The 26,214-nt window shown below is 71.8% G+C and carries 32 protein-coding genes and 1 pseudogene; 16 read left to right on the top strand and 17 right to left on the bottom strand.

Going from position 1 to position 26,214, the window contains the following annotated elements:
* Positions 1-25: 25 nt before the first annotated feature.
* Both ACWG52_RS18240 and ACWG52_RS18235 read right to left on the bottom strand, forming a co-directional pair.
* The gene (locus tag ACWG52_RS18240; protein WP_389804017.1) at positions 26-397 is read right to left on the bottom strand and encodes a hypothetical protein; all 372 of its coding nucleotides are present in this window, start codon (positions 395-397) and stop codon (positions 26-28) included.
* Positions 398-566: 169 nt separating this feature from the next.
* Entirely contained in the window at positions 567-770 is a 204-nt protein-coding gene (locus ACWG52_RS18235; protein ID WP_030011983.1) for a cold-shock protein, read from the bottom strand.
* Between the two features lie 403 nt (positions 771-1,173).
* On the opposite strand from ACWG52_RS18235, the gene ACWG52_RS18230 reads away from it, so the two are divergent.
* The 3 genes from ACWG52_RS18230 (at position 1,174) to ACWG52_RS18220 (ending at position 2,651) form a co-directional block, all read left to right on the top strand.
* Positions 1,174-1,695 (top strand): RNA polymerase sigma factor, encoded by a 522-nt coding sequence (locus ACWG52_RS18230; protein ID WP_389804013.1) that lies wholly within the window; start codon positions 1,174-1,176, stop codon positions 1,693-1,695.
* Entirely contained in the window at positions 1,683-2,171 is a 489-nt protein-coding gene (locus ACWG52_RS18225; RefSeq protein ID WP_453129006.1) for a hypothetical protein, read from the top strand. The genes ACWG52_RS18230 and ACWG52_RS18225 overlap by 13 nt, the downstream gene beginning before the upstream one ends.
* A gap of 114 nt (positions 2,172-2,285) precedes the next feature.
* Complete coding sequence (locus ACWG52_RS18220) at positions 2,286-2,651, top strand: 5-carboxymethyl-2-hydroxymuconate Delta-isomerase (protein ID WP_389804007.1); 366 nt, start codon at positions 2,286-2,288, stop codon at positions 2,649-2,651.
* On the opposite strand, the gene ACWG52_RS18215 is transcribed toward ACWG52_RS18220, so the two are convergent.
* Positions 2,648-3,388 carry a PP2C family protein-serine/threonine phosphatase gene (locus ACWG52_RS18215; protein ID WP_266353413.1) on the bottom strand — a complete coding sequence of 247 codons (741 nt, stop codon included), beginning with the start codon at positions 3,386-3,388 and terminating at the stop codon, positions 2,648-2,650. The genes ACWG52_RS18220 and ACWG52_RS18215 overlap by 4 nt on opposite strands.
* A 251-nt stretch (positions 3,389-3,639) precedes the next feature.
* On the opposite strand from ACWG52_RS18215, the gene ACWG52_RS18210 reads away from it, so the two are divergent.
* The 4 genes from ACWG52_RS18210 (at position 3,640) to ACWG52_RS18195 (ending at position 5,887) form a co-directional block, all read left to right on the top strand.
* Positions 3,640-3,885, top strand: coding sequence for a hypothetical protein (locus ACWG52_RS18210; protein WP_244290627.1), 246 nt, complete (start codon positions 3,640-3,642; stop codon positions 3,883-3,885).
* Positions 3,886-3,961: 76 nt separating this feature from the next.
* Positions 3,962-4,744 (top strand): FAD-binding oxidoreductase, encoded by a 783-nt coding sequence (locus ACWG52_RS18205; protein ID WP_453129005.1) that lies wholly within the window; start codon positions 3,962-3,964, stop codon positions 4,742-4,744.
* Complete coding sequence (locus ACWG52_RS18200) at positions 4,632-5,333, top strand: BBE domain-containing protein (RefSeq protein WP_453129004.1); 702 nt, start codon at positions 4,632-4,634, stop codon at positions 5,331-5,333. Before ACWG52_RS18205 ends, ACWG52_RS18200 begins: the two co-directional genes overlap by 113 nt.
* A 125-nt stretch (positions 5,334-5,458) precedes the next feature.
* Positions 5,459-5,887: a hypothetical protein gene (locus ACWG52_RS18195; protein WP_389804001.1), complete on the top strand. Its 429-nt coding sequence runs from the start codon at positions 5,459-5,461 to the stop codon at positions 5,885-5,887.
* Between the two features lie 62 nt (positions 5,888-5,949).
* Here ACWG52_RS18195 and ACWG52_RS18190 read toward each other — a convergent pair whose 3' ends face one another.
* A complete protein-coding gene (locus tag ACWG52_RS18190; RefSeq protein ID WP_389803999.1) occupies positions 5,950-7,341 on the bottom strand; it encodes a chloride channel protein in 1,392 nt (463 codons plus the stop codon).
* 55 nt (positions 7,342-7,396) lie between these two features.
* Positions 7,397-7,945, bottom strand: coding sequence for a potassium channel family protein (locus tag ACWG52_RS18185; RefSeq protein WP_389803996.1), 549 nt, complete (start codon positions 7,943-7,945; stop codon positions 7,397-7,399).
* A gap of 113 nt (positions 7,946-8,058) precedes the next feature.
* On the opposite strand from ACWG52_RS18185, the gene ACWG52_RS18180 reads away from it, so the two are divergent.
* The 3 genes from ACWG52_RS18180 (at position 8,059) to ACWG52_RS18170 (ending at position 10,656) form a co-directional block, all read left to right on the top strand.
* Positions 8,059-8,448: an SHOCT domain-containing protein gene (locus ACWG52_RS18180; RefSeq protein WP_389803993.1), complete on the top strand. Its 390-nt coding sequence runs from the start codon at positions 8,059-8,061 to the stop codon at positions 8,446-8,448.
* 101 nt (positions 8,449-8,549) lie between these two features.
* Positions 8,550-9,035, top strand: coding sequence for a MarR family winged helix-turn-helix transcriptional regulator (locus ACWG52_RS18175; protein ID WP_389803990.1), 486 nt, complete (start codon positions 8,550-8,552; stop codon positions 9,033-9,035).
* Between the two features lie 124 nt (positions 9,036-9,159).
* Positions 9,160-10,656, top strand: coding sequence for a DHA2 family efflux MFS transporter permease subunit (locus ACWG52_RS18170; RefSeq protein WP_453129003.1), 1,497 nt, complete (start codon positions 9,160-9,162; stop codon positions 10,654-10,656).
* Here ACWG52_RS18170 and ACWG52_RS18165 read toward each other — a convergent pair.
* Positions 10,619-11,047, bottom strand: coding sequence for a MarR family winged helix-turn-helix transcriptional regulator (locus ACWG52_RS18165; RefSeq protein WP_389803985.1), 429 nt, complete (start codon positions 11,045-11,047; stop codon positions 10,619-10,621). The two genes, ACWG52_RS18170 and ACWG52_RS18165, sit on opposite strands and share 38 nt — an antisense overlap.
* 32 nt (positions 11,048-11,079) lie before the next feature.
* On the bottom strand, positions 11,080-11,922 hold the full coding sequence (locus ACWG52_RS18160; RefSeq protein ID WP_453129002.1) for an NAD(P)H-binding protein: 843 nt from the start codon (positions 11,920-11,922) through the stop codon (positions 11,080-11,082).
* A gap of 100 nt (positions 11,923-12,022) precedes the next feature.
* Here ACWG52_RS18160 and ACWG52_RS18155 point away from each other — a divergent pair, with 100 nt between their 5' ends.
* Positions 12,023-12,493 carry a MarR family winged helix-turn-helix transcriptional regulator gene (locus ACWG52_RS18155; protein ID WP_389803979.1) on the top strand — a complete coding sequence of 157 codons (471 nt, stop codon included), beginning with the start codon at positions 12,023-12,025 and terminating at the stop codon, positions 12,491-12,493.
* 88 nt (positions 12,494-12,581) lie between these two features.
* Here the strand turns inward: ACWG52_RS18155 and ACWG52_RS18150 are convergent, their stop codons facing one another.
* A complete protein-coding gene (locus tag ACWG52_RS18150; protein ID WP_453129001.1) occupies positions 12,582-14,441 on the bottom strand; it encodes a galactose oxidase-like domain-containing protein in 1,860 nt (619 codons plus the stop codon).
* A gap of 378 nt (positions 14,442-14,819) precedes the next feature.
* On the opposite strand from ACWG52_RS18150, the gene ACWG52_RS18145 reads away from it, so the two are divergent.
* Together ACWG52_RS18145 and ACWG52_RS18140 are read left to right on the top strand one after the other, a co-directional pair.
* On the top strand, positions 14,820-15,230 hold the full coding sequence (locus tag ACWG52_RS18145) for a VOC family protein (RefSeq protein ID WP_389803974.1): 411 nt from the start codon (positions 14,820-14,822) through the stop codon (positions 15,228-15,230).
* Between the two features lie 28 nt (positions 15,231-15,258).
* Entirely contained in the window at positions 15,259-15,648 is a 390-nt protein-coding gene (locus ACWG52_RS18140; protein ID WP_389803972.1) for a helix-turn-helix transcriptional regulator, read from the top strand.
* Between the two features lie 68 nt (positions 15,649-15,716).
* Here ACWG52_RS18140 and ACWG52_RS18135 read toward each other — a convergent pair whose 3' ends face one another.
* Complete coding sequence (locus ACWG52_RS18135) at positions 15,717-16,181, bottom strand: anthrone oxygenase family protein (protein ID WP_389803969.1); 465 nt, start codon at positions 16,179-16,181, stop codon at positions 15,717-15,719.
* Positions 16,182-16,379: 198 nt separating this feature from the next.
* Here ACWG52_RS18135 and ACWG52_RS18130 point away from each other — a divergent pair, with 198 nt between their 5' ends.
* Entirely contained in the window at positions 16,380-17,729 is a 1,350-nt protein-coding gene (locus tag ACWG52_RS18130; RefSeq protein ID WP_453129000.1) for a VWA domain-containing protein, read from the top strand.
* 7 nt (positions 17,730-17,736) lie between these two features.
* Here the strand turns inward: ACWG52_RS18130 and ACWG52_RS18125 are convergent, their stop codons facing one another.
* From ACWG52_RS18125 to ACWG52_RS18115, 3 genes are all read right to left on the bottom strand, one after another.
* On the bottom strand, positions 17,737-18,693 hold the full coding sequence (locus ACWG52_RS18125) for a CAP domain-containing protein (protein ID WP_389803965.1): 957 nt from the start codon (positions 18,691-18,693) through the stop codon (positions 17,737-17,739).
* 111 nt (positions 18,694-18,804) lie between these two features.
* A complete protein-coding gene (locus ACWG52_RS18120; RefSeq protein ID WP_389803962.1) occupies positions 18,805-18,996 on the bottom strand; it encodes a hypothetical protein in 192 nt (63 codons plus the stop codon).
* A gap of 33 nt (positions 18,997-19,029) precedes the next feature.
* Entirely contained in the window at positions 19,030-20,646 is a 1,617-nt protein-coding gene (locus tag ACWG52_RS18115; RefSeq protein ID WP_453128999.1) for an FAD-dependent oxidoreductase, read from the bottom strand.
* Between the two features lie 192 nt (positions 20,647-20,838).
* Here ACWG52_RS18115 and ACWG52_RS18110 point away from each other — a divergent pair, with 192 nt between their 5' ends.
* On the top strand, positions 20,839-21,060 hold the full coding sequence (locus tag ACWG52_RS18110; protein ID WP_389803956.1) for a DUF6243 family protein: 222 nt from the start codon (positions 20,839-20,841) through the stop codon (positions 21,058-21,060).
* Between the two features lie 162 nt (positions 21,061-21,222).
* On the opposite strand, the gene ACWG52_RS18105 is transcribed toward ACWG52_RS18110, so the two are convergent.
* Together ACWG52_RS18105 and ACWG52_RS18100 are read right to left on the bottom strand one after the other, a co-directional pair.
* Positions 21,223-22,203 carry a DUF1648 domain-containing protein gene (locus ACWG52_RS18105; protein ID WP_390139240.1) on the bottom strand — a complete coding sequence of 327 codons (981 nt, stop codon included), beginning with the start codon at positions 22,201-22,203 and terminating at the stop codon, positions 21,223-21,225.
* Positions 22,200-22,547: a GntR family transcriptional regulator gene (locus ACWG52_RS18100; protein WP_389803951.1), complete on the bottom strand. Its 348-nt coding sequence runs from the start codon at positions 22,545-22,547 to the stop codon at positions 22,200-22,202. Before ACWG52_RS18100 ends, ACWG52_RS18105 begins: the two co-directional genes overlap by 4 nt.
* Positions 22,548-22,860: 313 nt before the next feature.
* Between ACWG52_RS18100 and ACWG52_RS18095 the strand changes: the two are divergent.
* Positions 22,861-24,015, top strand: a pseudogene (locus tag ACWG52_RS18095) (sensor histidine kinase); the annotation flags it as partial.
* An 11-nt stretch (positions 24,016-24,026) separates the two neighbouring features.
* Here the strand turns inward: ACWG52_RS18095 and ACWG52_RS18090 are convergent.
* The 3 genes from ACWG52_RS18090 to ACWG52_RS18080 form a co-directional block, all read right to left on the bottom strand.
* Positions 24,027-24,788, bottom strand: coding sequence for a class I SAM-dependent methyltransferase (locus ACWG52_RS18090; RefSeq protein ID WP_389803949.1), 762 nt, complete (start codon positions 24,786-24,788; stop codon positions 24,027-24,029).
* Positions 24,789-24,914: 126 nt separating this feature from the next.
* Positions 24,915-25,595 carry a response regulator gene (locus ACWG52_RS18085; protein ID WP_389803946.1) on the bottom strand — a complete coding sequence of 227 codons (681 nt, stop codon included), beginning with the start codon at positions 25,593-25,595 and terminating at the stop codon, positions 24,915-24,917.
* A 158-nt stretch (positions 25,596-25,753) separates the two neighbouring features.
* Entirely contained in the window at positions 25,754-26,149 is a 396-nt protein-coding gene (locus tag ACWG52_RS18080; protein ID WP_389803944.1) for a hypothetical protein, read from the bottom strand.
* Positions 26,150-26,214: the final 65 nt, after the last annotated feature.

The raw sequence follows: 26,214 nt of genomic DNA, 5'->3' as shown, positions 1-26,214 counted from the left end.
TCCTCGGTCGGGTCGGGCCGGTGGGTTATTTGTCGGAGTAGCTGAAGTCCCCGACGGTCCAGGCGCTCACGTCCTTGACCGCGATCCGGTACATTCCGCCGGTTTCCGGGATGCCCAGGGTGCCCTGGAGGATGCGTGCCACGTGGAAATGGAGGTGTGAGGGTGCCCCGGTCTGCTGTCTGTCGCCGCGTCCGGGAGGGCTGAAGATCTCGGCGAACGGGGCCAGCTGGTCGGAGTCCCGCAGGACCTCGGCCACCCGCTGACGCCAGACGCTCTCGGGGGCGAGGCGGCCTGTGATGACGGCGCCGTGGACCACGACGGTCAGGGACATCTGATTGGTCTGCTCCGACTCGACCTTGGTGGCGAGATCGATGAGCAGGTCGTCAGGGATCGACATGGGCACGGACTCTAGCAAGCGTGCTCGCCCACGGGCCGGGCTTCCGGGGAGTGGCCTGTTCGGTGTGCTCCGGGACATGCGGACGGCCGAGGCCCGCACCCCAGGGTGCGGGCCTCGGCCGCGTCTGCGCGCCGACGCGGGCGTCGGCGTGGACCTCGGACGTCAGGCGTCAGGCGGGAACGATGTTCTCGGCCTGCGGGCCCTTCTGGCCCTGCGTGACGTCGAAGGTGACCTTCTGGCCTTCCTGAAGCTCACGGAAGCCGGAAGAGGCGATGTTCGAGTAGTGGGCGAAGACGTCGGCGCCGCCACCCTCCTGCTCGATGAAGCCGAAGCCCTTTTCCGCGTTGAACCACTTCACGGTGCCAGATGCCATATGAATTCTCCTTTGGGGCAGTGCCCGGATCCGCACTGTGCGGGACCGGTGTCGCCGTGATGATTGCCCCGACCGGAACGAGTAGATTTCACTGCATGCACCGGAAATAAAAAGTGCGCCCACCGAAGATCCGGTGAGAGTACTTGTAAGTTTTTTGGGAACCACAACTGCAACGAACGTCACCGTAGCACAGTGGATGTCGGCGGCCATGGAAATGTCGGCGTGCCTCACTTTTGGTTTCGCGCCCGAGCGGTGGAAATTCGAGCCGGAAAATCATATGAGCGGCAGCGCGTTTTTCGTGGAGCGTTTCCCGCCCGGCACCCGTGTGGCGCAGATCACGGGAATGTTCGACCCGTCCGCGCCCTCCTCCTTCCTGAGAGTCCGTCAAGAAGGAGGAGGCCCGATGAGCGGCGCAGCGGGTACGCAGGGGCGGGGCGACCCGGCCACGCTCGTCCGTGCCGCCCAACGCGGCGACAGCCTGGCCACCGAAGAGCTGCTGGACCTGCTGACCCCGTACGTCGGCCGGCTGTGCGGCCCGATCGCCCTCCAGGACGGTCCGGACGCCACCCAGGAGGCGCTGATCGTGATCTTCCGGAACATCGGTCGACTCCGCGAACCCGCCGCCCTGTTCGGCTGGGCGCGGGTCATCGCCGTACGGGAGGCGGTACGGATCGCCCGCGCCGCGGCCCGCTCCGTACCGGACCCGCTCGACGACGTGCCCGCTCCCGACGATCCGCAGCTCGCCGCCGACGTGCGGGACGTGCTGGAGCGGCTCTCCCCCGGGCACCGCGCCGTCCTGGTCCTGCGCGACCTCGAAGGACTGGACGAGCACTCCGTCAGCGCCCTGCTCGGCGTGCCCGAACCCACCGTGCGGACCCGGCTCTTCCGGGCCCGCCGCACCTTCCGGAAGGCGTGGGAACGTTGAACGACTCCTGGCCGGTCGTCGCCGAACTCGACGCCGTACGCAGGCTGCGCGTGATCGCCCGCGCCACCCCCGGCACCACCTTCGCGGAGCGATCGGTCGACGCCCCCTTCGACCGGGTCTGGGGGCTCGTCCGTGATCTGGAGCACCAGATGCCCCTCATGATCGGCGACATCCGCTCCTTCACCGTGACCTCCGCCGTCGGGGAGCGCCTGCAGGCCACGGCCCGCAGCCCGCTCGGCATGCGGGCGCGCTTCGACATCGTGCTGCGGCCGGGGTGGTGCCTGATGCGGAGCCGGTTCCTGATCGGCGGCATGGCGGCCGTGGCGGAGGGGGACGGCACCCGACTCGCCTTCTTCGGTGGCCTGCGCCTGCCGGGCATCCGGGTGGCCGAACCGGTGCTGCGCCCGCTGATGGCTCCGCTGGGCGCCAGGGCGTTGGGCCGGCTCACCGATCGGCTGGAGGGGCCCGGAGGGTGATGGCCGAGACCGCCCTCCTGGCGGGGCGGGCTCGGTTACCGTCGCTCGGGTACCCGCCGACCGGCGCGGGACCGGGGCCCGTCGCCCCGAATCCGTAGAGCAGGGAGAGACCCCGTGCCCCACGCAGTCGTCGACTACTCGGACTCGCTGACCGGTGCCTTCGACCGGCGGGCGTTCGCGCTCGAACTGCACGCGCTGGTGGTCGAGATCCTCGACACCGCGGTCGGCAACTGCAAGACGCGCTTCCACCGGCTGGAGGAGTCCGTGGTCGGGGAGGGCACCGACGCCCGAGCGGTGGTCGTCCACGTCGAGCTGGCCATCGCCCGTGGCCGCACGGCGCAGACCAAGTCGCTCCTGACCCGTGCGGTGCTGGAGCTGGTGGAGCGCCACACGGCGAAGGCCGCCGGCCTGGAGATCCACGCCTCGGTGGACGTACGGGACCTGGGCGAGGCCTACACCAAGAGCATGACGACTCCCTAGGCGCCGATGCGCAGCAGGGCCAGCGTGATGTTGTCGGGGCCGCCGGCGTCGATGGCGGCCCGCCACAGCTCGAAGGCGGCCCGGCCGTCGTCGTGCACCCGGAGCAGCCCCTCGATCTCCTCGGTCGGCACCGGGTCGGTCAGCCCGTCGCTGCACACCAGGTAGCGGTCGCCCTCGGCCACCGGGAAGGCCTCGATGTGGGGGGTGATCTCGTTGTAGCCGCGGGTGCCGCCGAGGACCTGGGTGACCGCCGAGGTGGTGCGGTGCCCGGGGGTCGGCGGCGGGCTGTCGTCCACGCTGACCTGGCGCAGCCCGTCCTGCCCGGCGTGGAACACCTTGCTGTCGCCGACGTTGAACATCAGCAGCGAATCCGCCAGGACGAGGGCCCCCGCGACCGTCGTCCCCATGGTGGCCAGCTCCGGCCGCCCCTCGGTGGCCGAGTACACGGCGCGATTGCACATGCTCAGCGCGTCACCCACGGCCTCCGCGCTGTCCAGCGTGGACCCGATCGAGGAGAGCTGGCGCACCACCAGTTCGCTGGCGACCTCGCCGGCGGGCTGCCCGCCGAGGCCGTCGGCGACCGCGACGACGAGCGGTCGGCCGAAGGGGAAGACCAGGGTCTGCGGATTCTGGGTCACGGTCCCGCACAGGGTCCACGGTCCGATGACCAGGCTGTCCTCGTTGTGCTCGCGCACCAGCCCGACATGACTCAGGGCGGTCACAGCTATGTACGGCACCTCGACGTCCCGCCTCTCGGCCGTGGCCATGGCCACGGCTCCGGCAACAGCGACAGCGACGGCAGCGCGACGGCGCTCGCGTCCGTCCTCACCATTGTCGCGCCGCTCCGGCATGCGGGGGACGGCGCGCCGGAGCACCCTGGTCGTGGAGCCGCCTGTTCTCCGACCGGTGGCCCTGCGAGGAAGGACTGCCGCAGATGTTCGCGAGGCTGAGCACCTACCAGGGATCACCGGTCCCCGCGGAGGGAGACGTGAGCGCGAATTCGGAGGCGATCGTCAGGCAGGTCCAGGACGTTCCCGGATTCCGGGGGGTCTACTACCTCGTCGACCGGGCCACGGGCGTGGCCAAAACGCTGACCTTGTGGGACGACGAACGGACGATGCTGGACAGCGAGGAAGAGGCCGCGCGGATCCGCGAGCGGACGGCGCAGCGGGAGGGCCAGCGGATCGTCTCGGTCGAACGCTTCGAGGTCGGCTTCAGCCACCTGCAGCCGTAGCACGAGAGCACAACGGCTCGACAGCTCGACAGCTCGACGCAGCGTGGAACGACGTGATGCACGAGGAGCGATGGCCATGGGCAAGCTCTCGATCGACCAGTTGCGAGAACGGGTACGCGGCGCGGTCGTCACCCCGGACGACGCGTCCTACGACGAGGCGCGCAAGGTCCACAACGCCATGATCGACCGGAGGCCCGCGGCCGTCGTGCACTGTGCCAACGCGGGGGACGTCATGGCCACGGTGGACTTCGCCCGGGAGAACGGGCTCGACCTGGCGGTGCGGGGCGGCGGGCACAGTGTCCCCGGCTTCGGCACCTGTGACGGCGGCGTGGTGGCCGACCTGTCCGGGATGCGCGGGGTCCGCGTCGACGCCGCGGGGCGCACGGCCCGCGCGGAGGGCGGGGCGACCTGGGGCGACTTCAACGCCGCCACGTACGCCTTCGGGCTGGCCGCGACCGGCGGGATCATCTCCACCACGGGCGTCGGCGGCCTCACCCTCGGCGGTGGTATCGGTTACCTGGCCCGTGGGCTGGGGCTGAGCTGCGACAACCTGATCTCGGCCGATGTGGTGACCGCGGACGGCCGGCTCGTCGTGGCGAGCGAGGAGGAGAACGCCGACCTCTTCTGGGCGCTGCGTGGCGGCGGCGGCAACTTCGGTGCGGTGACCTCGTTCGAGTTCCGGCTGAGCCCCGTCAAGGACATCTACGGGGGGGCCGATGCTCTTCGAGCTGGCGGACGCTCCCACCGTGCTGCGTTCCTTCGCCGACCACATCGCCGACGCGCCGGAGGAACTGGGCGGGTTCCCGGCCTTCCAGATAGCCCCGCCGCTCCCGTTCATCCCGGCGGACCGGCACGGTGACACCTTCGCGCTGATCGTGGCGTGCTGGACCGGGCCGCTCGACGAGGGGGAACGCGCCCTCCAGGCGTTCCACGACTTCGCGCCGGTGGTCGCCGAGCACGTCGGACCGATGCCCTACCCGGCGCTCAACAGCGCGTTCGACGCGCTCGTACCGCCCGGCCTCCAGCACTACTGGAAGGCCAATTTCGTGACCGAGCTGACCGACGACGTGATCGACGCGCACCTGCGGCACGCGCCCGGCCTGCCCGCCGTGAACTCGACGGTCCACATCTACCCGATCAACGGCGCCTGCCACCGCGTCGCACCGGACGCCACTGCCTTCGCCTACCGGGACGCCTCGTTCGCCACGGTGATCGCCGGGATGTGGCCCGACCCCGCCGACAACGAGACCGCCACGGCCTGGGTGCGCGACTACTACGACGCCACCGCCGCGCACTCGGAGGAGGGCGGCTACATCAACTTCATGGCCGATGACGACCAGGACCGGATCCGGACCAACTACAAGGGCAACTACGACCGCTTGGTCGCGGTCAAGCGCGCCTACGACCCGGGGAACCTGTTCCACCTGAACCAGAACATCCACCCCTAGAAGGCTCCGGAGGCGGCTCCGGCGGCGTAGCGGTCCGGATGCGGACTGTTCCTTCATCTGCATACTTTGGGCGGGTGTACCGAAAGGTCCCCTACGGCCGGTTTGTCAGATAGAGGAAGGTCCCCATGAAGCGTTTCCCGGTGATCGGTGTGCTCTGTGTCGGCGCGATTCTCGGTCTCTCCGCCTGCTCCGACGACAGCTCCTCGCCCGCGGAGGAGGCCACCAAGGCCGCCGCGGACCTGTGCACCGACCTGAACGCGCTCAAGGCCGACAACGCCAAGCTGAAGGCGCTGAACCCCGCCAACGCGACCAAGGACCAGGTCAAGGACGCCTACGAGGCCGTCCAGAAGGACTGGGAGAACGTCAAGGAGAACGCCACCCAGCTGAAGGACGCGGAGCGCGAGGCGGTCAAGTCGGCCGCCGAGGACCTCAAGAAGAGCTACCAGGACCTGCCCGGCGACACGACCGGCAAGGACGCGCGCACCCAGCTGCAGCCGCAGATCGAGAGTCTGGACCAGGCCGCCACGGCCGCCGCCACCGGCCTGCGCTGCTGACCGGTCGAAGGACGCGTACGAGGACCCCGCCCGGAGAGCCGGGCGGGGTCCTCGTGTGCCGGTCAGGCGGCGGGCGTGGCGGGCGTGGCAGGCGCGGTGGGCTTCGCGGGTACGGCGGGCAGATCGGGGATCGGGGGGCCCACCGGCAGCATCTCGGTGACCACGAAGGCGACCACGGCCGAGATGATCACGATCGGGATCATCGCGGTGCCGCCGAGCATCAGGACCACCATCACCACGCTGCTCACCGGCAGCCGCAGCGCACTGGCGGCGGTCGCGGCCATGCCCGCCCCCATGGCGGGCACGATGCCGAGTCCGGGCAGCGGCCCGAGCAGGACGCCCGCCACGGCGCCGAGGCAGAGCGCCGGGAAGACGGGACCGCCGCGCAGGCTGCCGAGGCAGATGGCATAGCCGGCGCCCTTGAAGACGAGTACGCCGATCAGCGCACCCACGCCCCAGGAGTGCGGGTCGGCGGCCAGTCTGCCGATCATCGCCTGGCCCGACCCGGTGACATCGGCGGGCGAGAGGCCGGTGATGAGCGCGTAGAGGCTGGCGCAGGCCGCGGCGGCCAGCGCGCACTGGACGGTCCGCAGGAGGGGCCGTTCCAGGACGTACGCGGCGATCACCCGGGCTCCGGTGAGCACGGGGTGCAGGGCGAGGGCCAGGGCCGCGGCGATCAGTACCGCCCAGAGCACGTCGGGCACGTCCAGGTGGGGCACGGGGACGCCCAGCTCCAGCTTCAGACTGCCGATCTTCAGGCCGGTCCAGCGTCCTAGGCCCGTGAAGACCAGGTCGCCGACCCCGGCGGACAGCAGTGACGGCAGCATCACCGCGAACAGCTGTGGCCCGCCCACGCCCGCCACCTCGATCAGCAGCACCGCCGCGATCAGCGGATTCCCGAAGATCGTGGCGATGGCCGCCGCGGCGCCCGCCGCGCCCACGAGCGCGGTGCCCTGCGGGGTCACCGGTACCTGCGCGAGATTGCGGAACAGCAGGGCCAGCCCGCCACCGAGGGCGATCAGCGGGGCCTCCGGGCCCAGCACCGCGCCGAGCGGCAGGCTCGCGACCGCCGCGATGATGACGCCGGGCAGGGCCCCGGCCGAGGCGCCGCCGGTCTGCAGGCCGGCCGCGGGGAGGTGGCCGCCGTTGCCGCGCATGTGCGGGACCACCAGGCCGACCACGACACCGGCGACGAGCAGCAGGGGCAGCGGCCACCACCAGGGCGGGACGTCCCACCCCAGGGCCTCGGGGAGGTCCGTCCACATCGCGCGTTCCATGTTGTGCAGCGCGGCGAGGAACCAGAACGACGCGAGGGACACCGGGATGCTGATGAGGGCGCAGAAGAACAGCAGCTTCAGGTATCCCGGGCTGCGGAGGGTCTGCCTCAGGACGTCGGCCTCCTGCGGCTGCGTTCCGGCGGGGGGCGGCTGCGATCGAGGGCGCGACTGCGGCATGGCTCACTTCCTTTCCGCTTCCTCGATGGTCCACCTCGGGGGCGTACTTCGCCGCTCAGGGGTCGTCCTCCAGGCCGGGGGCCTGCGAACTGCGCCTGTGCATGCCGATTTTGATCGCCCCTACGAGCGCTTTGGCGATCACGCCGATGAGGATCAGGTCGGCGACCATCTGGGCGGTGACCAGTACCCGGCTGCCCTGGTTGGTGGGGACGATGTCCCCGAATCCCACGGTGGCGAACGTGGTGATCGTGAAGTAGAGGGCGTCCGTGCGGGTCAGCGGTTCCGAGAACGACGAGGGGTCCTGGTCCGCGAGCAGGTAGTACGTCGCGGAGAACAGGATGAGGAACAGCGGTACGCCGGTGGCCAATGCCTCCAGAGCACGCATTCGGGGGAACTGCGCGTGGGAGATGGCATTGATCTGCCAGGCCGTCAGCAACCCGAAGACCGCGAGGCCGAGTACGAGGGTCAGGACGGTGTTGATGCCGAACCCGCCCTCCAGGGGGGACACGTAGTAGAGCCCCGTCAGGAGGGCGACCGAGAGCACCGAGCGCAGGAGGTGGCCCAGCAGGACGCGGCGGCGCCGTTCGGCTGCGTTGCGTGCCATGGCTTCAGGAGAACGGTCGGGAGTCCATCGCGCGACCGGAGCGGGCCGCCGGAATGCGGACGGCCGAGGTGGCCGGTATGAATGAAGGACCGCGTACATGATCGGAGCCGAGCATGGACGATTACCCGCTGCTCAACGTCTTCTGGACGATGATGTGGTTCTTCCTGTGGATCATGTGGTTCTTCCTCCTCTTCAAGGTCATCACGGATGTCTTCCGTGACCACACCCTCGGCGGGTGGGGGAAGACGGGCTGGATCGTCTTCGTGCTGGTGCTGCCGTTCCTCGGCGTCTTCGTGTACCTGATCGCCCGCGGGCGCGGCATGCACGAACGGGACCGGAAGCAGGTCGAGGAGCAGCAGGCGGCCTTCCGGTCGTACGTGCAGCAGACGGCCGGGGCCGGGGCGGGCTCGGCGGAGGAGCTGCACAAGCTCTCCGTCCTCAAGGACAAGGGCGACATCACCCAGGCGGAATTCGACCGGGCCAAAGCCAAGATCCTGGCCTGAGCGGGACGGTGCGGGGCGGTGTGGTGCGGGTTCCCGCCGCCGCCCCTGTACTCCGGTTGCCGATAATCCGCGACGGATCGATTCTCGTTACCCTGGCAGGCATGACAGCCATGGCGCCCACGCGAACCGAACCGGACCTGTCCTTCCTCCTGGACCACACCAGCCATGTGCTGCGTACGCAGATGAGTGCGCGGCTCGGCGAGATCGGGCTCACCCCGCGGATGCACTGCGTGCTCGTCCACGCCCTGGAGGAGGAGCGCACCCAGGCGCAGCTCGCCGAGATCGGTGACATGGACAAGACCACGATGGTGGTGACCGTCGACGCGCTGGAGAAGGCCGGCCTCGCCGAACGCAGGCCGTCCGCCGCGGACCGGCGGGCCCGGGTCATCGCGGTGACCGAGGCCGGCGCGAAGGTCGCGAAGGAGAGTCAGGGGATCGTCGACCGGGTGCACGAGGGCGCGCTCGGTGCCCTGCCCGCGGACGAGCGTGAGGTGCTGCTCCGGGCGCTGAACCGGCTGGTCACGGGGCATCTGGAGACCCCGGTCGAGGGTCCGCGGCCGGCCCGGCGGGCGCGTCAGAAGGGGTAGTCGGGGAGCGGGCGACGGCGTCCCGCGACGTTCGCGCGCATCCTGCATCCGTCATAGATAGTCTGCAACAAAACTATCTGTTACGGTCTCTCCTGTTGCCTTTCGACGAACGGGAGAGACCGCCATGCCCGCCCCCGCCAGCACGCCTTCCCCTTCCCTCACCGCTCCTCCCTCCGCGCGTTCCCGCCGGCTCGCCCTGGGCGTCCTGGCCACCGGAATGCTGATGACGATCCTCGACGGCAGCATCGTGACGGTCGCGATGCCCGCCATCCAGGGCGACCTCGGCTTCACCCCGGTCGGGCTGAGCTGGGTCGTCAACGCCTACCTGATCGCCTTCGGCGCCCTTCTCCTGCTCGCCGGCCGCCTCGGCGACCTGATCGGCCGCAAGCGGATGTTCCTCGCGGGCACCGCGGTGTTCACCGCCGCCTCGGTGGTGGCCGGGCTCGCCACCTCTCCCGAGATCCTGATCGTCGCCCGCTTCCTGCAGGGCGCCGGCAGTGCCATGGCCTCCGCCGTCGGCCTCGGCATCCTCGTCACGCTCTTCACCGAGCCGCGCGAACGAGCGGGTGCCATCGGGGTGTTCAGCTTCACCGGCGCGGCGGGTGCCTCGATCGGGCAGGTCCTCGGCGGTGTCCTCACCGACGCGCTGACCTGGAACTGGATCTTCTTCATCAACCTGCCCATCGGCATCGCGGTGCTCCTGGTCGCACTCCGGGCCCTGCCGGGCGACCGGGGCCTGGGCCTGAAGGCGGGCGCGGACGGCATCGGCGCGCTGCTCGTCACCTCCGGCCTGATGCTCGGGATCTACACGGTCGTCAAGATCGAGACGTACGGGGCGACTTCGGCCCACACCCTCGGGTTCGGGGCCCTCGCGCTCGTCCTGCTCGCCGGGTTCCTCGTCCGCCAGGCCACCGCGCGCCATCCGCTCATGCCGCTGCGGATCTTCCGCTCGCGCAGCGTCCTCGGCGCCAACCTGGTCCAGATGCTCATGGTCGCCGCGCTGTTCTCCTTCCAGATCCTCGTCGCGCTCTACCTGCAGAACGTGCTCGGATACTCCGCCGCCGAGACGGGTCTCGCGATGCTGCCGGCGGCCGCCGTGATCGGACTCGTCTCGCTCACCGTCTCGGCCCGCCTGAACTCCCGCTTCGGCGAGCGCAAGGTCCTGCTGGCCGGTCTGGTCCTGCTGGTCGGCGTACTCGGCCTGCTGACGCGCCTGCCCGGTCGGCCCGACCACGCGAACTACCTCACCGACCTGCTCCCGGTGATGCTCCTCGCCGCCGGCTTCGGCCTCGCCCTCCCCGCGCTGACCTCGCTGGGCATGTCCGGTGCGCGGGAGGCCGACGCGGGCCTGGCCTCCGGGCTCTTCAACACCACCCAGCAGATCGGCATGGCGCTGGGCATCGCGGTCCTCTCCACCCTGGCCGCCTCCCGTACGGAGTCCCTCACCGCGGCGGGCGCTCCCGTCCCCGAGGCGCTGACCGGCGGGTACCACCTGGCCTTCGCGGTCGGCACGGGCCTGATCCTGGTAGCCCTGGCCGTCGCCGCGACCGTCCTGCGCGGTCCGAAGGGCTCCCCGAGGTCGATCACGGTCGAGCCGCGGACCCCGCTCGCGGCTCGGTGAGGTTGCGGGTCATGCGCTCCAGGACGGTGACCGCGGTGACGTACTCCTCGCGGGTGATGCCCCGCGCCGACAGCTCGCGGAAGGCGTCCACGCGAAGGGCGACCTCGTCGAGGCGGGCCCGGCCGTCGTCGGTCAGGGCGAGGTGGTCCGGGCGCGGCCGGACCACCCAGCCGCCGGCGAGCACCGAGGCGACGGACGAGGTCGGTTCCGCGGCGTCGGCGCCCGCGGCCAGGACGGTCAGGACGGCGGTGTCGGTGGCCCGCGGGTCGTCCTTGACGACAGCCAGGACCTGCCAGTCGAGTCGGGTGAGGCCGAAGTCGGCCAACAGGGCGTCCATGGACGCGGTGAGGGCCTGGTCCGTGCGGTTGAGCCAGTAGCCGATGGGCTTCATGTCCTGCTCCTCAAGGGTCGGCGGCCTTCGGATCAGCGGCCGGTGAAGGCGTCCGCGTTCTCCTCGGCCCACTGCCGGTAGGTACGGGCGGGTACGCCGAGCAGGGTCTCGGTGGTCTCCCCGATGGTGGCCGGGCCGTGGCAGGCGGCCTCCCACAGGTCGAGCAGCGAGGACGCCATCGGGGCGGGCATGTGCCGGCCCATCTGCTCCCGCGCCTCGGCCCGGGTGATGTGCTCGACCGTGATCTCGCGGCCGAGGGTCTGTGCGAGGACGGCGAGCTGCTCGCGGAAGGACAGCGACTCGGGGCCGGTCAGGGTGAGCGAGCGGCCGGTGAGGGATCCCCCGGTCAGGGCCCGTACGGCGACGTCCGCGATGTCCTCGGGGTGGATGGGCGCGATCATCGCGTCCGGGTAGGCGAGCTGGACCGGCATCGACCGGCCGATGGGCCACGCCCAGCCCAGCGAGTTGCCGGCGAAGGCGTCGGGGCGCAGGAACGTGCGGGTCAGGCCGGAGTCGGTGAGGGCGCGCTCGACCCGCAGGCTGTGGCTCGCCAGCGGGTCGCTCTCGGCGCCCGGCGCGAGCACCGAGGACGAGGACAGCAGGACGACGTGCTCGACCCCGGCGACCTCGGCCGCCTTGATCAGGTCGTGGATGCCGGCGGGCTGGGGGTAGAGGAAGACCTGGCGGACGCCGCGCAGGGCGGCGGCGAAGGTCTCGGGGCGGTCGAGGACGAGCTCGGCGGTCTCGACCCCGTCCGGAACGGTCAGTTCGGCGGGACGGGCACTGGCGGCCCGGACGGGGAGGCCGGCGGAGTGCAGGCGGGCGGCGACCGCTCGCGCGACCCGGCCGCGGGCACCGGTGATGAGGGTGGTCACGAGGAACTCCATTCGTTCGTAAAAGCATATGCATGCTCACATGCACACGTTTTCATGTCAACACATGCCTGCCACGACTCACATATGTACGATGAGGGGCATGACGAAGCACGAGCCGGCGACCGATGAGGAACTGCTGGACGCCGTGGGCCCGGCCTTCGGGAAACTGCGGCGCTCCTCGCTCCTGGAGGTCGAGAACCCGATCTCCCAGAAGGACCTCAGCCGCACCCTGGTCCTCAACATCGTCCTGGAGGCCGAGCAGGGCGACGGTCGTGAGATCACCGTCGGCGCCGTGGCCGAGTACCTGGCCGTCGACCCCTCGGTGGCCAGCCGCATGGTGTCCGACAGCATCTCCGCCGGCTACCTCGTCCGCGCCGCCTCCCAGCAGGACGGCCGCCGTACGATCCTTCACCTCAGCCCCGAGGGCCGCGACATGATGGACCGCTTCCGGCGCCACCAGCGCGCGGCCTTCGAGCACGTGACGGCCGACTGGAGCGAGCGTGAGCGCCTCGACTTCGCCCGCCTCATGCTGAAGTACGTCGACTCCCAGAACGCGCTGCGCCACCGCTGACGACCACCGTCGCCGCCCCCGCGGGCGGCGACGCACCGCGGCCCCGGACCGACGGTCCGGGGCTGCGGTGTGCTGCGGCGCGGTGGAGCTATCTGAAGGAGACCCACTTGGCCGCGCTCGGCACCCCGTTCTCGTCCAGCAGGAAGAGCATGTAGTAGCCGGGCGGGGTGTCGTTGGCCGAGGGCGGTGCCTGCAGGCGCAGGCTGTTCCCCTGGCGCTTGACGATGCGCAGCTCCACGTGGCGCTGGCTGGTGTTGAGCGAGTGCGTGGCGGTGGTCGGGGCCAACAGGACGGCCTTCTTGACCTTGTCGGGCGTGGAGGTCCCCACGGTGAAGGCGCTGTCGTACCGCAGCGGCCCGTCGGGGGCGCGGTCGAGGGCCGGGCGGCCGCCCTGGTGGAGGTAGGCCGGCTCGAAGATCTCGATGCTGCCGTTCATGTCGTCGTCGATCTTCGGGTCGTTGGCGAGCTGCTGCAGTTCGTCACCGGTGACCATGACCCGGCCGTCCGGGAGGACGACGGCGTTGGAGTGGTAGCCGCGCGGCAGCCGCTGCGCCGGGCCCAGCTTCCACTCGCCCAGCGCGTTGCGGGTCTCGATCTGCCGGTACTTCAGCTCGGACTTGGGGTTGTAGTCGCCGTTGCCGTAGTCCCGGATGCCGTAGGCGCCGTTGACGGTCAGCAGGCTCGCGTCGGGGAGCAGCAGCGTGTCGTCCTGCGTCCGGCCGAAGGCGCGCGGCTGCTGCTTCTCCCAGGCGCCGCCGCTCGTGAGCCGGTAGGTGTTGGGGTCGTCCCGGTCGCCGCCGAGGACCAGGACGGAGTCGGGGCCGCGCAGTCCCGCGGGCAGCGGCACGGCGGAGCCGTAGCCGCGGTGGACGCCGTCGGGGCGCGCGGGCAGGTCCGTACGGGTCTCCGCGACCGGGTCGAAGGCCCACTGGCGGGTGGCGTGGCGGCCCAGGCCGTACACCTTGCCGTCGCGCAGGGTGAACAGGTGCGGGTAGTCGCTGTCGGCGCCGAACGGCGCGTCCACGCGCAGGGTGTCGGTCGGGACGTCCCTCGGGATCACCGTCTTCTCGAAGGGGACGGGGTGACTCTTGGCGGGGAAGCGCTCGATGACGGAGGTGGAGGTGCCCCAGCCCTGGTCGGTGTGGCCGGACATGATCAGCAGGCGGCCGTCGGGAGCGGTGGCCACGGAGGGGTACCAGCGGCCGACCTCCATGTCCTTGTTCACGGACCAGTCCTCGGTCCACGGGTCGAAGACCAGCGACAGCTTGGCTCCGGCGCCTCCGCCGTAGCCGAGGTTGCCGCCGAAGACGCCGACCATGCCGTTGGGCAGGAAGGCGTGTCCGGCGCAGAAGAAGGGTGCCGGGCGCTTCTCGCCGGTGCCGTCCGGCACGACCAGCTCGGGCGGGGTGACCTTCTTGAAGGCGTCCGCCCCGGTGCCGCGGCGCGGGTCCCACAGGAAGGCGCGGCCGGCGTTGGCCTTGCCCAGGGTGTTGGTCGGCGCGGGCTCCTCGGTCGGGTCGGTCTCCATGCGCTCGAAGGAGAAGAGCAGCACCTTCCCGGTCGGGAGCATGGCGATGTGGGCGGCGAAGTCCGGCGACTGGAAGTACTCGGCGAACTGCCCGAACGCCTTGGGGTGGAAGCGCGCGTTCACGTCCGCCTGGGACCGGGTCAGTGAGTTCAGGCTGTCGATCCGGGCGAGCTGGGAGTACCCGCCCAGCTTGAGCAGCTGCTCGCGGACCTTCGTATGTTCCTGGGCGTGTTCGGCGCCGAGGGCCGCTCTCTCCTCGGGGCGGGTCGAACCGTCGTGCGCGGCCGCCGGAACGGCGGCGACCAGGGCGGCGGTGGCCGCGAGGACGGAGATCGCGGCCCGACGGGCGGACCGGCGGGCGGTCCGGTCGGCTGCTCGGTCGGCCGACCGGCGGGCGGTCCGGTTCTTGATGCGTGACATGTGACTCCTCACCATGGGTCGGCGCGGCGGGTGTCCGTGCGGGGGCACAGGACACCGACCACGCCTTCGACGCCTACGAGCACAGACCTATGCCGAGCCGGTGGGCGCCGCACATCGGGAAGATCATTCGCGCTTCGGGCCGCCCGGGTGACGGCACCGCCCTGAGCTGCGCCGACAGCGTTCCGAGGACCCGCTCCCAGGTCCCCCGCCCGGCCGCAACCCGTGGTGATCAAGGGCGCTGGACCGATCCCCGACGCACCGGGTCGCCGAGGCCCCGGCGGGGGTCGGGGCACGGCCCGCGGAAGGACCCGGGATCGGTCCGGGATCGGTCAGGATTCGAGAAGCGCCCTTGGCCCGCGCGTAGTTACGGTGACGGACATGGACATCAGCATTCACATGAGCACCCTCCCGCAGACCGACCCGGACGCCGCCGTGGCCTTCTACCGCGACGTCCTCGGCTTCGAGGTCCGCAGCGACGTCGGCCAGGGCAGGATGCGCTGGATCACGGTCGGCCCCGCCGACCAGCCCGGCACGTCCATCCTGCTGGCCCCGCCGGCGGTCGACCCCGGCGTCACCGAGGCGGAGCGCCGCACCATCGCCGAGATGATGGCGAAGGGCACCTACGGCTGGATCCTCCTCGCCACCAAGAACCTCGACAGCACCTTCGAGAAGATCCAGGCCGGCGACGCCGAGGTCGTCCAGGAGCCGACCGAGCAGCCGTACGGCGTCCGCGACTGCGCGTTCCGCGACCCCGCGGGCAACCTGATCCGCATCCAGGAACTCCGCTGAACGGCTCCGTCGACGAAGGGGGTCCACCGTGTGTCGTCCCGCGTGGAGACAGGCACTCATCGAGGCATCGCACCTGAAGGACCTGGCGCGACTGCGCCGCGTCCGGGACCGGATCGACCGGGAGTACGCCCGTCCGCTGGACGTCGAGGAGCTCGCCCGCGCCGCGGACATGGCGGCCGGGCATCTCGGCCGGCGGTTCCGGCTCGCCTACGGGGCCTCGCCGTACGCCTATCTGACGGCGCGCCGCATCCAGCACGCGACGGCCCTGCTGCGGGCGGGCGACCTCGCGGTCACCGAGGTCGGCCGGGTCGTCGGCTGCGCGACCCCGGGCATCTTCCGCGTCCGGTTCACCGAGCTGGTCGGGACGGCTCCGGACGCGTATCCGCGTACCGCGCCGGGCCCGGCGCCCGCGGCCTGATCCCCGAGCCCGTCGAGCGGGCCGCCGACCGATGCACCCGGTCGCCGGGTCACTCGGCGGGCGCCCGGTCAGGTGTGGGTCGGGGGTCTGAGGGCGGTCGAGATCAGCAGCGCGAACGCGAGCACGGCGGCGACGGTGCGGATGTCGTTGTACGTCTCCCAGTGCCGCAGGACCTCCGTGTGATCGGCGGGGGCCGAGGCGTGCGCCCACTCCTTGATCCGGCTGTTGATCGGGACGTTGCCGAAGCGGGTGACCAGGAGGGACGTCAGGGCCAGCAGACCGGCTCCGCCCGCGAGCAGGCGCGTACGACCGTGGGTCAGGGCGGCGAGGGTCAGCGAGCTGACGATCGAGATGCCCATCGCCGCCTGCATGGTGATGCCGTTCATCTTCATCAGTTCGGTGTGGAACGACAGCCGTATGTCGAGCGGTACCGCGTTGAAGGTGGGGACGAGGTTGGCCGCCCCGTACCCGAACGCGCCGGCGAGGAGTCCGGTGGAGAGGAGGGCCAGGCCCAGCAGAAGGCGTGTACGCATGTTCGTCGGCTCCGGTCGTGTCGGTGCTCACGGCGGTGGGGTGGGTGCGGCCGTTCGTGCGACGAGACGGACCGGTCGTGAGCGGTGGTTCCCCGGAACCGCTTCCCGGGTTCGGCCACGGGAGCGCACCCGCCTCCGCGAGACTGACCGCGCACGTATCCGCTGAGGTCCGAGTGGCCCGCCGGAAGGAAGCCGCCCATGTCACCCATGCTCGCCAAAGGCGGTAACACGCCGCTCCCCACCGCGCGTTGTACGGTCACCGTCCCCGCCACCGCGCCCGGAGTCGCGACCGACGTCTGCGCCGTGCTCCTCGCGAAGGACGGCAAGGTGCGCGGCGACGACGACCTCGTCTTCTACAACCATCCGGCCCAGGACGGCGTGGTCCTCGGCGGCCGGACCGTCGTGGCGGACCTGCCGGCGGTGCCCGCGTCGGTGGACCGGATCGCGATCGTGGCGAGCGTCGATCCGACGCTTCCGGCCTCCGCCCACTTCACCGCTGCCGATACTCCGAAGGCGGTGATCGAGTGCGGGGGAGTACGGATCGGGTTCGAGCCGCCGCCGTTCACACATCGGGAGACGGCCGCCGTCCTGGTGGAGATCTACCGTCGCGACGGGGCGTGGAAGGTACGGGCGGTCGGCCAGGGCTGGGACACCGGCCTGGCGGGCCTGGCGACCGCCTTCGGCATCGTGGTCGACGACGCGCCTCCGGCCCCGGCCCCGGTTCCGGTTTCGATCCCGGCCCCGGCTCGGGCTCCGATCACGGCCCCGGCTCCGGTCGCGGTCCCGGTGGCGGCACCTGTCCCTGTCCCCGTCCCGGTGCCGAGTCCCGCCCCCGTCCCGGTTCCGGCGGCGGCCATGAGCCTGGAGGAGGTCCGGCGGGCGGCACCGGGGTTGGTCAACCTCTACAAGGCCGCCCAGGTCTCCCTGACCAAGAGCGGGGTCATGGGCCAACGCGCCGCCGTCTACCTGGTGCTGGACCACTCGGGCAGCATGAGCAGGTTCTACCGCGACGGCACGATGCAGCACCTGGCCGAGCAGGTCCTCGGGCTGTCGGTCAACCTCGACGACGACGGCACGGTGCCGCTCATGTTCTTCTCCAACGGCGTGGACCTGGTCGCCGACCTCAATCTGGAGAACTACCGCGGCCGGATCGAGCGGCTCCACGCTCCGCTGGACTGGGGCGGCACCTGCTACACCCCGGCCATGCTGGCCGTCATCGAGCACTACCGGGCCACCGGCTCCCGCGATCCGGCCTTCGTGGTCTTCCAGACCGACGGAGAGCCCTTCGACCGCAAGGCCACCAGGGAACTCCTGCGCCGGGCAAGCGCGTTGCCGATCTTCTGGCAGTTCGTCGGCTTCGGGTCGAGCCGGGACCTCCGCTTCCTCCGCAGCCTGGACACCCTCGACCGACGCACGGTCGACAACGCCGGCTACTTCGCGGCCGGCCAACAGCCGGCCGCGCGTTCGGACGCGGAGCTCTACGACCGCCTCATGAAGGAGTTCCCGGACTGGCTCAAGGCGGCCCGCGCCGCCGGGGTGCTCCGCTGAAAGCGTGTCACTTGCCGTCGGAGAAGTTGTGCACGCCCCACCAGCCCGTGGAGTCGCGGTACAGACCCACGCCGACCTCGGTGAAGTCCGGATTGACCTGGGCCTTGTAGTGGCCGGAGCTGTGCCGCCACATCGACTGGAACTTCTCGGCGGCTTCCTGGGCGGTCATCGAGGCATCGCTGAACCAGACGATGTTCTCGCCGGTCCAGGTGCGCGAGCCCGTCTTCAGGTAGGCGCGGTCGTCCGACGAGGAGTGGGCGAATCCGTTGTTCCTCATGTGCTCGGCCCACTTGCGGGCGAAGGCGCTGAGGTCCTGCTTGAGCGCGAGCGGAGGCCGGCCGACTGCGGCCCGTTCGTTGTTGAGCAGGTGCAGGGACAGCGACTGGGCCGTCGCGAGGTCCTGGGTCGTGGTGCGAGGGCCGGGCACCTTGGGGTCCGGTCCCGTCGGGCCGTTCCCCGAGGTGCCGCGGGTCGGCGGGGTGCTGGGCGCCGGGCCGCGTTCCGTCGTCGGGGCCGCGGAGCGCTGTTCTCCGTTCTCGGACCGCGTGGCGGGCGCGGGCGCCGACGCCGCTGCCGATGCGGACGCCGACGCGGACGTGGAGGCGCCGGCCTCCGGGCTCGCCGTCGCATCGGCAGCGGCCGTGGGAGATGCCGGGGCGGTCGGCGGGCCGTCGACCGTGTCCGGCCGGCCGGCGAGCGCCGAGGGGGAGCCCGTCGCCGCCGTGCCCCGCGGAGCCTCGTCGGATATGAGGGCGTAGGCGCTCGTGACCCCGGCCAGCAGGACCACGGCGGCCGCCGCCATCAGGGGAGTCCGACGACGGCCCTTGCGGTGGCCACCGGCCGCCCGGCCCCCGGCGCGCGCCCGACCGCGCCGGTCCGCCCGGGAACCGGTGGCGTCCACCCCACGGTCCGCGGCCGCGTTCACGTCCGCGCCGTACGTGAACTCATCGTCGTGAAACTGCATCGCATCTCCTCGAAGGTGACGGCCCACCTGGCCTGACACTGAAGGAGACTCACCGGAGCCCCGGCGATAACACCTTTCTCACAGGAATGTGCGGCGGCAGCGGCCCCTCGCCTACTTCCTGGACCGTTTCCTGCCCGTGTGCGCCGAGCTGCTCGCCGCCGCCGCGGCCGGGGTGCGGCGCGCGCCTCGGAGGGCGGCGACACCCAGCACCAGGCAACCGGCCACCGCCAGGCCCCCACCGGCGGTGGTGCAGGCGAGGGTGATGTCGGGAGACGCCTCGGCCAGGCGGGGCGCGGGGTTCACGGGCGCGGTGGCGTAGATCAGCAGGAAGCCCGGTCAACAGGTCGGCCGGTCGGGCGTTCCGAACCACCGTGACAGGGCGTCGCCGAGTCCGGCCCCGGTCTCCGGGGTGCCCCCGGCGTCGATCGCCCAGGCGGTGATCCCGTCCGGGCGGACGAGCAGCCCGGCCAGGTCCGGCCGGTCGGGGCAGGCGGTGGTGACGAGGCGTACGCGCTCGCCGTACCCCTCGGCACGCGCCCTGAGTTCCGCGTCGTCGGCGAGACCGAGCAGCAGGGCCCGCCCGTCGTGCAGCAGGTCCGCGAGGCGCGTTCCGTCGGCGAGTTCGAGGTCCGGGGCGCTGCGGCCGACCAGCGGATGGCGGCCGGGAAGGTCGTACCGGTGCGCGACGCCGGAGAGCTTCTTGGCGAAGTAGGTGGTGCCGGCGACGGACCCGGCCAGCGCGGTGACGACCTCGCGCAAGGCGCGGGCCTGTGGCTCCGGCCGCATCAACGCGATCTGTGCCCGGGTCCATCCGAGTACCCACGCCCCGATCGGATGCCGTTCGGCGGTGTACGAGTCCAGCAGCCCTTCCGGGGCTCGGCCGCGCACGACCGCGGCCAGCTTCCAGCCGAGGTTCATCGCGTCCCCGATGCCGAGGTTCAGCCCTTGGCCGCCGAACGGCGAGTGGACGTGCGCGGCGTCGCCCGCCGGCAGGACCCGGCCCGCGCGGTAGTCGGTGGCCTGGCGCGCGTGGTCGGTGAAGCGGGTGGCGGTGCGCACCCCGGTGATCGTGACCTCGGCTCCCGAGACCCGGCGCAGGCTCGTCTGCAACTCCTCGGCGGTGACGTCCGCCCCCCGCTCGGCCGGCGGCCCGTCGAACTCGACCGTGAGGATGCGGCCGGGCACCGGTCCGTGCGCGTACATCCCGGTGGCCGTGGCGTTCCACCCGGGTCGCAGGGCTTCGGAGCCGGTCATCTCGACGAGCGCCTGGTGGCCGGTGATCTGCGGGTCCGTACCGGGGAAGGCGAAGCCGGCGAGCCTGCGGACCGTGCTGCGGCCGCCGTCGCAGCCCACGAGCCGGTCCGCGTGGACGGCCTGGCCCGACCCGTCGGCCAGGCGGGCCGGCCGGACCACGATCGCGTCCTCGTCCGCGTCCTCGTCGAACCACGTCAACTCGGTCCCGAGGCGCACCTCGACGCCGAGCTCCCGGGCGCGCTCGGCGAGCAGCCGCTCGATCTCCTGCTGCGGTACGAGGCCGACGTCGTGAGCGGGGCCGGCGTGCGCGAAGTCCGGGTCGGCCGTGTCCAGCAGCTCACCGCGCAGCATGATCCCGGCGAAGTGACCGGCGAACCGGGAGGGTGTGCGGGGAGGCCGGCCCGCCGTCCCGGTCGTCGCCTGTCGTTCGCGTACGAAGGTCTGGAACCGTTCGGCGGAGCGTCGCTGCACTTCGGCCAGCGCGGGCAGCATCCCGCGCCGGTGGAAGGCCCCGGCGGTCGAGGTGTTGATCGACCCCGCCTTGACGGTCGGGTCCACCTCGGTGCGGCGTTCGACGACCACCACGCTCGCGCCACCGAGCCGGAGCTCGCAGGCGAGCATCAGTCCGACCGGGCCGCCTCCGGCCACCACCACGTCACACCGGGCGTTCATGGAATCCATGGAGATCACAGGGCTCATGGAGTCGAGCATCGGCGGGCGCCCATGGAGCGCTCGCGGACGGCGGCGGATCAGGGTCGGGGAAGGTCAGGTGCGCGGGGTCGGCGGGAGCGGGTACCGTCGTTGTCATGTTCTTCCGGACGCCGCATCACGTGGGAGAGCGCTCCCCATCGGCGAATCCGTAGACCACTCACACCACCACCGGGAGAACCCGTGACCGACAGCAAGAACATCAACAACCCCGTGGGCCAGGGCGGCGGACAGCGCAAGAGGCAGTCCCGCGCCGAGCGCCAGAACAACGGTCCGCACCGCAACCTCGACCGCAAGAGCGCCGCCGACCAGAAGGCGGAGCTGGTGCGCAAGATGCGCGAGAAGGCCGCCGCGGCCGATGCCGCCGCCGCGGCTGCGACCGAGGGCGGCGCCGCTCAGAGCTGAGGCAGCGCTGCCGCGGGACGGCGGCGTACGGGGCAGGGCCCGGACCGCGACGCGCGGTCCGGGCCCTGCCGCCGTGACGGGCCCTGCCGCCGTGACGGGCCCTGCCGCCGTGACGGGCCCTGCCGCCGTGACGGGCCCTGCCGCCGTGACGGGCGCAGCCGCTCAGGCGCCCGCTCGGCGCCGTGAGGCGAAGGCGTTGAGCAGCGTGGCGCCGCGTTCGGCGTCGTCGACGCTCACGGCGAACTCCGAGCCCGTGCTGGGGCGGATGACCAGGCATTCTCCGGACCGGAGCATGACGGTGGTGCCCAGCCCGCTGAGCCGGTAGCCCCAGCCGCCCACCTGGGCCGGCCTACGGTCCTCCACGCGCGCCGAGACGATGTCACCGGCCGCCCAACGGCGCGCCGGCCACCCCAGGGGTCCGAAGGCCACCTCCAGCCCGGCCTCCGTCACGCGCGCCTGCACCGAGGCGGAGGCGAACATGGCGAGCGAGGCGATCGCGAACGGCGTGACCAGCGCCCACTGCACACCGATCAGCCCGCACGCGGCCGCCGCGGTGCCCGCCGTGGCCACCAGGCCCGTCAGCGCCCCGATGAGGTGGAGCCAGGGGTTCGACAGGCGGGAGAGCCAGACGCGCCGCTCACCTGCCGGGATCTCCATGACGTCGCCGCCCTCGGCGGGCCCGGTCGGCGTGGTGGGCGGCGCTGTGCGACGACCGGCCAGCAGGCCGAGCGCGCCCGCCGCCACCGCGACGGCGGCCGTGATCGCGATCCCCGTACCGACGGGGGCAGCGTCCTTCCAGTCGGTCACGTCCAGATTGGCCCGCACGATCGACGCCTGGGCGCCCGCCAGGAGCACCCCGCCGGACAGCAGCGAGGCGCCCACCCACGGGCCCGCGGGGAACCCTCCACGCCGGCCGATGAAGGCGACGCACGGTGCGAGCGCGGCCCAGGCCAGTGCCGGGAGCAGCGCGGCCGCCCACAACGGCATCGAGCCGTTCGGGGCCGAGCCGCCCCAGTGTGTGGCGAGCCGGTCGGGCAATCGCCCGCTCGCGGCGAAGGGCAGGGCGGCCAGCACCACCGCGACCCCGACCACCCATACCCGCGCCCCCCACCGGGCGCCGTTCTTCTTCACGCGTTCCGTCACGAAAGCCCCCTGATCATTTCGATGAGATCGCTCCTGCCGTACCCGAGACGTGCCGCGTCGGCCACCAACTGCCTCGCTCTCTCGACCAGTTGTGCCCGCTGATCGGCGGCCTCGGCGACGGTGACGCCGCGGCCGCGCCGGAACTCCAGCACCCCCTCGTCGCGCAGGGCGCGCAAGCCGCGCAGCACGGTGTTCGCGTTCACGCCCAGCGCCCGGGACAGGTCCCGGGCGGGAGGCAGCCGATCCCCCGGCGCGCACTCTCCCTCGGAGATCGCCCGTCGGATCGCCCCCGCCACCTGCTCGTGGAGGGGTCGCGTGTCGTTGGTGTCGAGTCTCAGCAGCATGATGCTAATGAAGTTAGCACCATGTGCGTCATTCCGTAAGGTTGCGTGAGAGGGCCTCCAGACCTGACATCCCCGGGGGTCGGCGCGCGGGGCGGGACGCGCGGCTCTCGAACAGGCGCACGCGAGGAGGACCCGGTGACGGTTCACTCGCTCGTCGAGGCCGAGAAGCTCGCAGGTCACAGCGTCGAACGCGGCGTGTGTGCCGACGAAGGCACCCAGGTCCGCCTGCCACACGCCCGCGTTGCCCGCTCGGCGATACTGCCGGAGACAACGCAGCTGTCAGACACGGGGGAAACACCACTTGAGCACAGCCATGCCCGGACCCGTTCCGGCCCCACCGCCCGCTGCCGGCGGCCCGCCCCACCGAGGTCGCCGGGCGGAATTCGCTGTCGACGCACTCGTCACCGCGGCGGCCGCCCTGGAACTGCTCACCCTCCACGGCACCCTCGACGCCACGTCCGCGCTCGTGTGCCCACCCGCACTGCTCGCCCTCCTGCTGCGGCGCAGGTTCCCCGTGACGGTCCTGCTGGTCACCCTCCCGTCCATGGCCACCGGCCACCTGTGGCTGGCCCCCATGATCGCCATGTTCACGGTGGCGTCCGGTACCACCCGCCGCCGCGTCGTCCTGGGCGCCGGGGCGGCCCTCTTCGGGGCGACCATGTGGTCCGGCAACACCGTCGACGAGGCGCCGATGACGTGGGGCGACCACCTGGTCGTCCTCCAGGTGGCCCTCATGTTCAGCGTGGGCCCCGCCGGTCTGGGTCTGCTGACCCAGACGAGATCCGAGCTACGGGCCCGCCTCGCCGACCTCTCCGCATCGCAGGCGCACGGCCGCCACCTGGAGGCCGAGCGGGCCGTCGCCCAGGAGCGCACGCGCATGGCTCGCGAGATGCACGACACCGTCTCGTACCACCTCGGCATCATCGCCGCCCAGGCCGGAGCACTGTGGGCCACCGCCCCCGACGACACGGTCCGCGAGGACGCCGAGGCGGTACGCCGCCACAGCGGCTACGCCCTGGCGGAACTCCGCGACATCGTCGGCGTCCTGCGTCACGCCCCGGTCCGGACCGACGACGGCGACCCCGCCCGCCTGGCCAACCTGCGCACCCTCGTCCGGGACGCCCGCCTGGACGCGGTCCTCCACCTGGCCCTCGACCTCCCCGACGGCCGGACGTGCGTACCGGCCGTCGAGCGGGCCGCCTACCGGACCGTCCAGGAGGCCCTCACCAACGTCCGCAAATACGCCCCGGGCGCCCGCATCGACATCACCGTGGGCCCGTCCGCCGCGGGCGACGACCTCCTCGTCGAGATCCGCAACGGCCCCGGACCGCAGACCCGCGTGCCCGGCGGCTCCGGTGCGCCCACCGGCGGCTTCGGCCTCACCGGCCTGGAGGAGCGCGTCGTCCTCGTCGACGGCACCTTCCACGCGGGCGCCACCCCGGAGGGCGGCTTCGTCGTACGCGCCGAACTTCCGCTGGCTCAGAGCACCTTCGCCCAGGGGGAATCGGGGTCCCGCTCGTACACCGACACGTGCCGCAGGCTGGACGAGGTGTACGGGGTCCCCGCCCAGTCCTCCGTGCGCTCCACCAGCCGCAACCCGGACAGCTCGGCCAGGAGGTCGATCTCGAAGGGGAAGGCGTAGCGCAGCAGGTGCTCGTAGGTCTCCGGTGCGCCACCGTCGATGATCGTGTGGGTCGACAGCATGAACTGCTGCGCGCGGTCCACGGTCAGGGTGTCGAGCATGACGGACCGTCCGTCGAGGTGGCGCATCGAGTGGTCCGTCTTCTCCATGTGGTGGTAGGGCGCCGGATCGAACGCCTCCAGCACGAACCGGCCACCGGGCGCCAACTGCTCCCGCACCCGCCGCAGGCAGCCGAGCTGCTGCTCCTTGGAGATCGCCACGAAGAACGTGTTCAGCACCAGCGTCACGGTGTCGAAGGTGCGCCCCGTGCCCTCCTCCGTGAAGTCGCCGGTCTGCGTGGTCACCGTGCCTTCCGGGTCGCGCGCACGCAGCTCGGCGAGCATGGGCTCGGAGCCGTCGATCCCGTGCACCGTGAAGCCCTGCCCGGCCAGCGGGACGGCGATCCGGCCCGTGCCGACGCCGAGTTCGAGCACGCTGCCGCCGGGCGGGGTGAGCGCGGCCACGAACGTGATGGCCTGCTCCGTGTCGTGGTCGATCGGGTACATGCGGTCGTACACGCTCGCCAGCTTCTGGTCGTACAGCGCGTTGCCGAGGGTCATGCGGGGTGTCACTCCAAACGGGGTGCCATGAGGCACGGTCGGGACAAGGGTTGTTCGGGACCGTGAAAGGTCGGGTCCCGTCCCCGCCGCCGCACGGCCTCGGCCCGGGTGGACCTCGGCCGCGCCTCAGCGGGTGCCGGCCAGGGCCGGCGGGCGCGACTGGCCGGGAGCGGACGCCGCGCGGTGGGCGACGACAGCGGCCTGCACGCGGTTGGCCAGGCCCAGCTTGGCCAGGATGGCGCTGACGTACTCCTTGGTCGTGGACGCGCTCAGCAGGAGCCGGCGCCCGATGTCGGCATTGGTCAGGCCTTCCGCCAACAGATCCAGAACCTGGTGCTCCCGCTCCGTGAGCGAGTCCAGGCGGGTCTCCAGGCGCGGGTCCAGCTCGTCCCGGCCGGGACCGCTGCCGAGGTAGCCGTCCACCACGATGCGGGCCGCCTGCGGCGACAGCACCGTCCCGCCGGAGGCCAGCACCCGTACCGCGTGCACGAGTTCCAGCGGCGTCGCGTCCTTGAGCAGGAAGCCCCTGGCTCCGGAGCCCAGCGCGGCCGCGATGTCCTCGTCGGCCAGGAAGGTCGTCAGGATCGCCACGGCCGGTGGATCCTCCAGCGCGCCGATGCCTGCCAGGACGGCGAACCCGTCCACCTCCGGCATGCGCAGGTCGAGCAGTACGACATCCGGCCGGTGGGCCTCGATCGCCTCCAGCGCCGCCGGCCCGTCGCAGGCGACCGGCACGTCGATGTCCGGCTCGCTCTCCAGAATGCGCTGCATGCACGACCGCAGCAGGACTTCGTCGTCGACAATCATCACGCGGACCATCACGCCCCCTTTGAGCGGCCACCCCGTCAGGCCGCACCTTCACCAAAGTATCAACTCGGTAAAGTGGGTTGACGTCTCGGGGTAGGCGTGGGGGGAATCCGGGAGACCGGTTGGGGAAGTCGGTTCACCCGGTCCGCGCGGCGGGCTCAGGCCCCCGCGTCGATCGACTCCGTGATGAGCGTGACCATGGTGGAATCCCAGGTGAGGACCAGCAGTTCGGCCTTCTCGCCCGCGACGGTGGTGCAGGTCAGTGCCGTTCCGCCGCGCCCGCCGCCGATCGCCGCGTCGGACGGTCCGGCCAGCCGCAGCCCGTTCGCTCCGGGCCCGTCCAGGACCGCTCCGGAGCGGAGCAGCGTCAGCTTCCCGGGTTGCATCCCGGACGCCCCGCCGCCCGTCCGGTACCGGCAGCGCAGGGTGACCGGCTCACCGCGCCGGAACGCGGCGACGCGGCGTGCGGAACGGGCCCGGTCGAGCCCCTTGCCGCCGATCCACAGCACCAGGTCCATCAGGGAATGCAGCGCGAATTCCAGCAACAGCAGCATGTGATCGTTAGCTCCTCAACTCGGATGACTCGGGGACGGCTTGTGCGGGTGCGGCCCGCTCGCCC

Source organism: Streptomyces sp. CLCI03, assembly GCF_053615355.1.
The sequence above is the reverse complement of the archived record's forward strand: the minus strand, read 5'-3'. Positions and strand labels throughout refer to the sequence as shown.

Bases quoted from the DNA above. Each gene is read 5' to 3' on its own strand.
- ACWG52_RS18240 (WP_389804017.1), bottom strand. From the start codon at position 397: ATGTCGATCCCTGACGACCTGCTCATCGATCTCGCCACCAAGGTCGAG.
- ACWG52_RS18235 (WP_030011983.1), bottom strand. From the start codon at position 770: ATGGCATCTGGCACCGTGAAGTGGTTCAACGCGGAAAAGGGCTTCGGC.
- ACWG52_RS18230 (WP_389804013.1), top strand. From the start codon at position 1,174: ATGAGCGGCGCAGCGGGTACGCAGGGGCGGGGCGACCCGGCCACGCTC.
- ACWG52_RS18205 (WP_453129005.1), top strand. From the start codon at position 3,962: ATGGGCAAGCTCTCGATCGACCAGTTGCGAGAACGGGTACGCGGCGCG.
- ACWG52_RS18195 (WP_389804001.1), top strand. From the start codon at position 5,459: ATGAAGCGTTTCCCGGTGATCGGTGTGCTCTGTGTCGGCGCGATTCTC.
- ACWG52_RS18190 (WP_389803999.1), bottom strand. From the start codon at position 7,341: ATGCCGCAGTCGCGCCCTCGATCGCAGCCGCCCCCCGCCGGAACGCAG.
- ACWG52_RS18185 (WP_389803996.1), bottom strand. From the start codon at position 7,945: ATGGCACGCAACGCAGCCGAACGGCGCCGCCGCGTCCTGCTGGGCCAC.
- ACWG52_RS18180 (WP_389803993.1), top strand. From the start codon at position 8,059: ATGGACGATTACCCGCTGCTCAACGTCTTCTGGACGATGATGTGGTTC.
- ACWG52_RS18175 (WP_389803990.1), top strand. From the start codon at position 8,550: ATGACAGCCATGGCGCCCACGCGAACCGAACCGGACCTGTCCTTCCTC.
- ACWG52_RS18170 (WP_453129003.1), top strand. From the start codon at position 9,160: ATGCCCGCCCCCGCCAGCACGCCTTCCCCTTCCCTCACCGCTCCTCCC.
- ACWG52_RS18165 (WP_389803985.1), bottom strand. From the start codon at position 11,047: ATGAAGCCCATCGGCTACTGGCTCAACCGCACGGACCAGGCCCTCACC.
- ACWG52_RS18155 (WP_389803979.1), top strand. From the start codon at position 12,023: ATGACGAAGCACGAGCCGGCGACCGATGAGGAACTGCTGGACGCCGTG.
- ACWG52_RS18150 (WP_453129001.1), bottom strand. From the start codon at position 14,441: ATGTCACGCATCAAGAACCGGACCGCCCGCCGGTCGGCCGACCGAGCA.
- ACWG52_RS18145 (WP_389803974.1), top strand. From the start codon at position 14,820: ATGGACATCAGCATTCACATGAGCACCCTCCCGCAGACCGACCCGGAC.
- ACWG52_RS18135 (WP_389803969.1), bottom strand. From the start codon at position 16,181: ATGCGTACACGCCTTCTGCTGGGCCTGGCCCTCCTCTCCACCGGACTC.
- ACWG52_RS18130 (WP_453129000.1), top strand. From the start codon at position 16,380: ATGTCACCCATGCTCGCCAAAGGCGGTAACACGCCGCTCCCCACCGCG.
- ACWG52_RS18125 (WP_389803965.1), bottom strand. From the start codon at position 18,693: ATGCAGTTTCACGACGATGAGTTCACGTACGGCGCGGACGTGAACGCG.
- ACWG52_RS18115 (WP_453128999.1), bottom strand. From the start codon at position 20,646: ATGAGCCCTGTGATCTCCATGGATTCCATGAACGCCCGGTGTGACGTG.
- ACWG52_RS18100 (WP_389803951.1), bottom strand. From the start codon at position 22,547: ATGCTGCTGAGACTCGACACCAACGACACGCGACCCCTCCACGAGCAG.
- ACWG52_RS18090 (WP_389803949.1), bottom strand. From the start codon at position 24,788: ATGACCCTCGGCAACGCGCTGTACGACCAGAAGCTGGCGAGCGTGTAC.
- ACWG52_RS18085 (WP_389803946.1), bottom strand. From the start codon at position 25,595: ATGATTGTCGACGACGAAGTCCTGCTGCGGTCGTGCATGCAGCGCATT.
- ACWG52_RS18080 (WP_389803944.1), bottom strand. From the start codon at position 26,149: ATGCTGCTGTTGCTGGAATTCGCGCTGCATTCCCTGATGGACCTGGTG.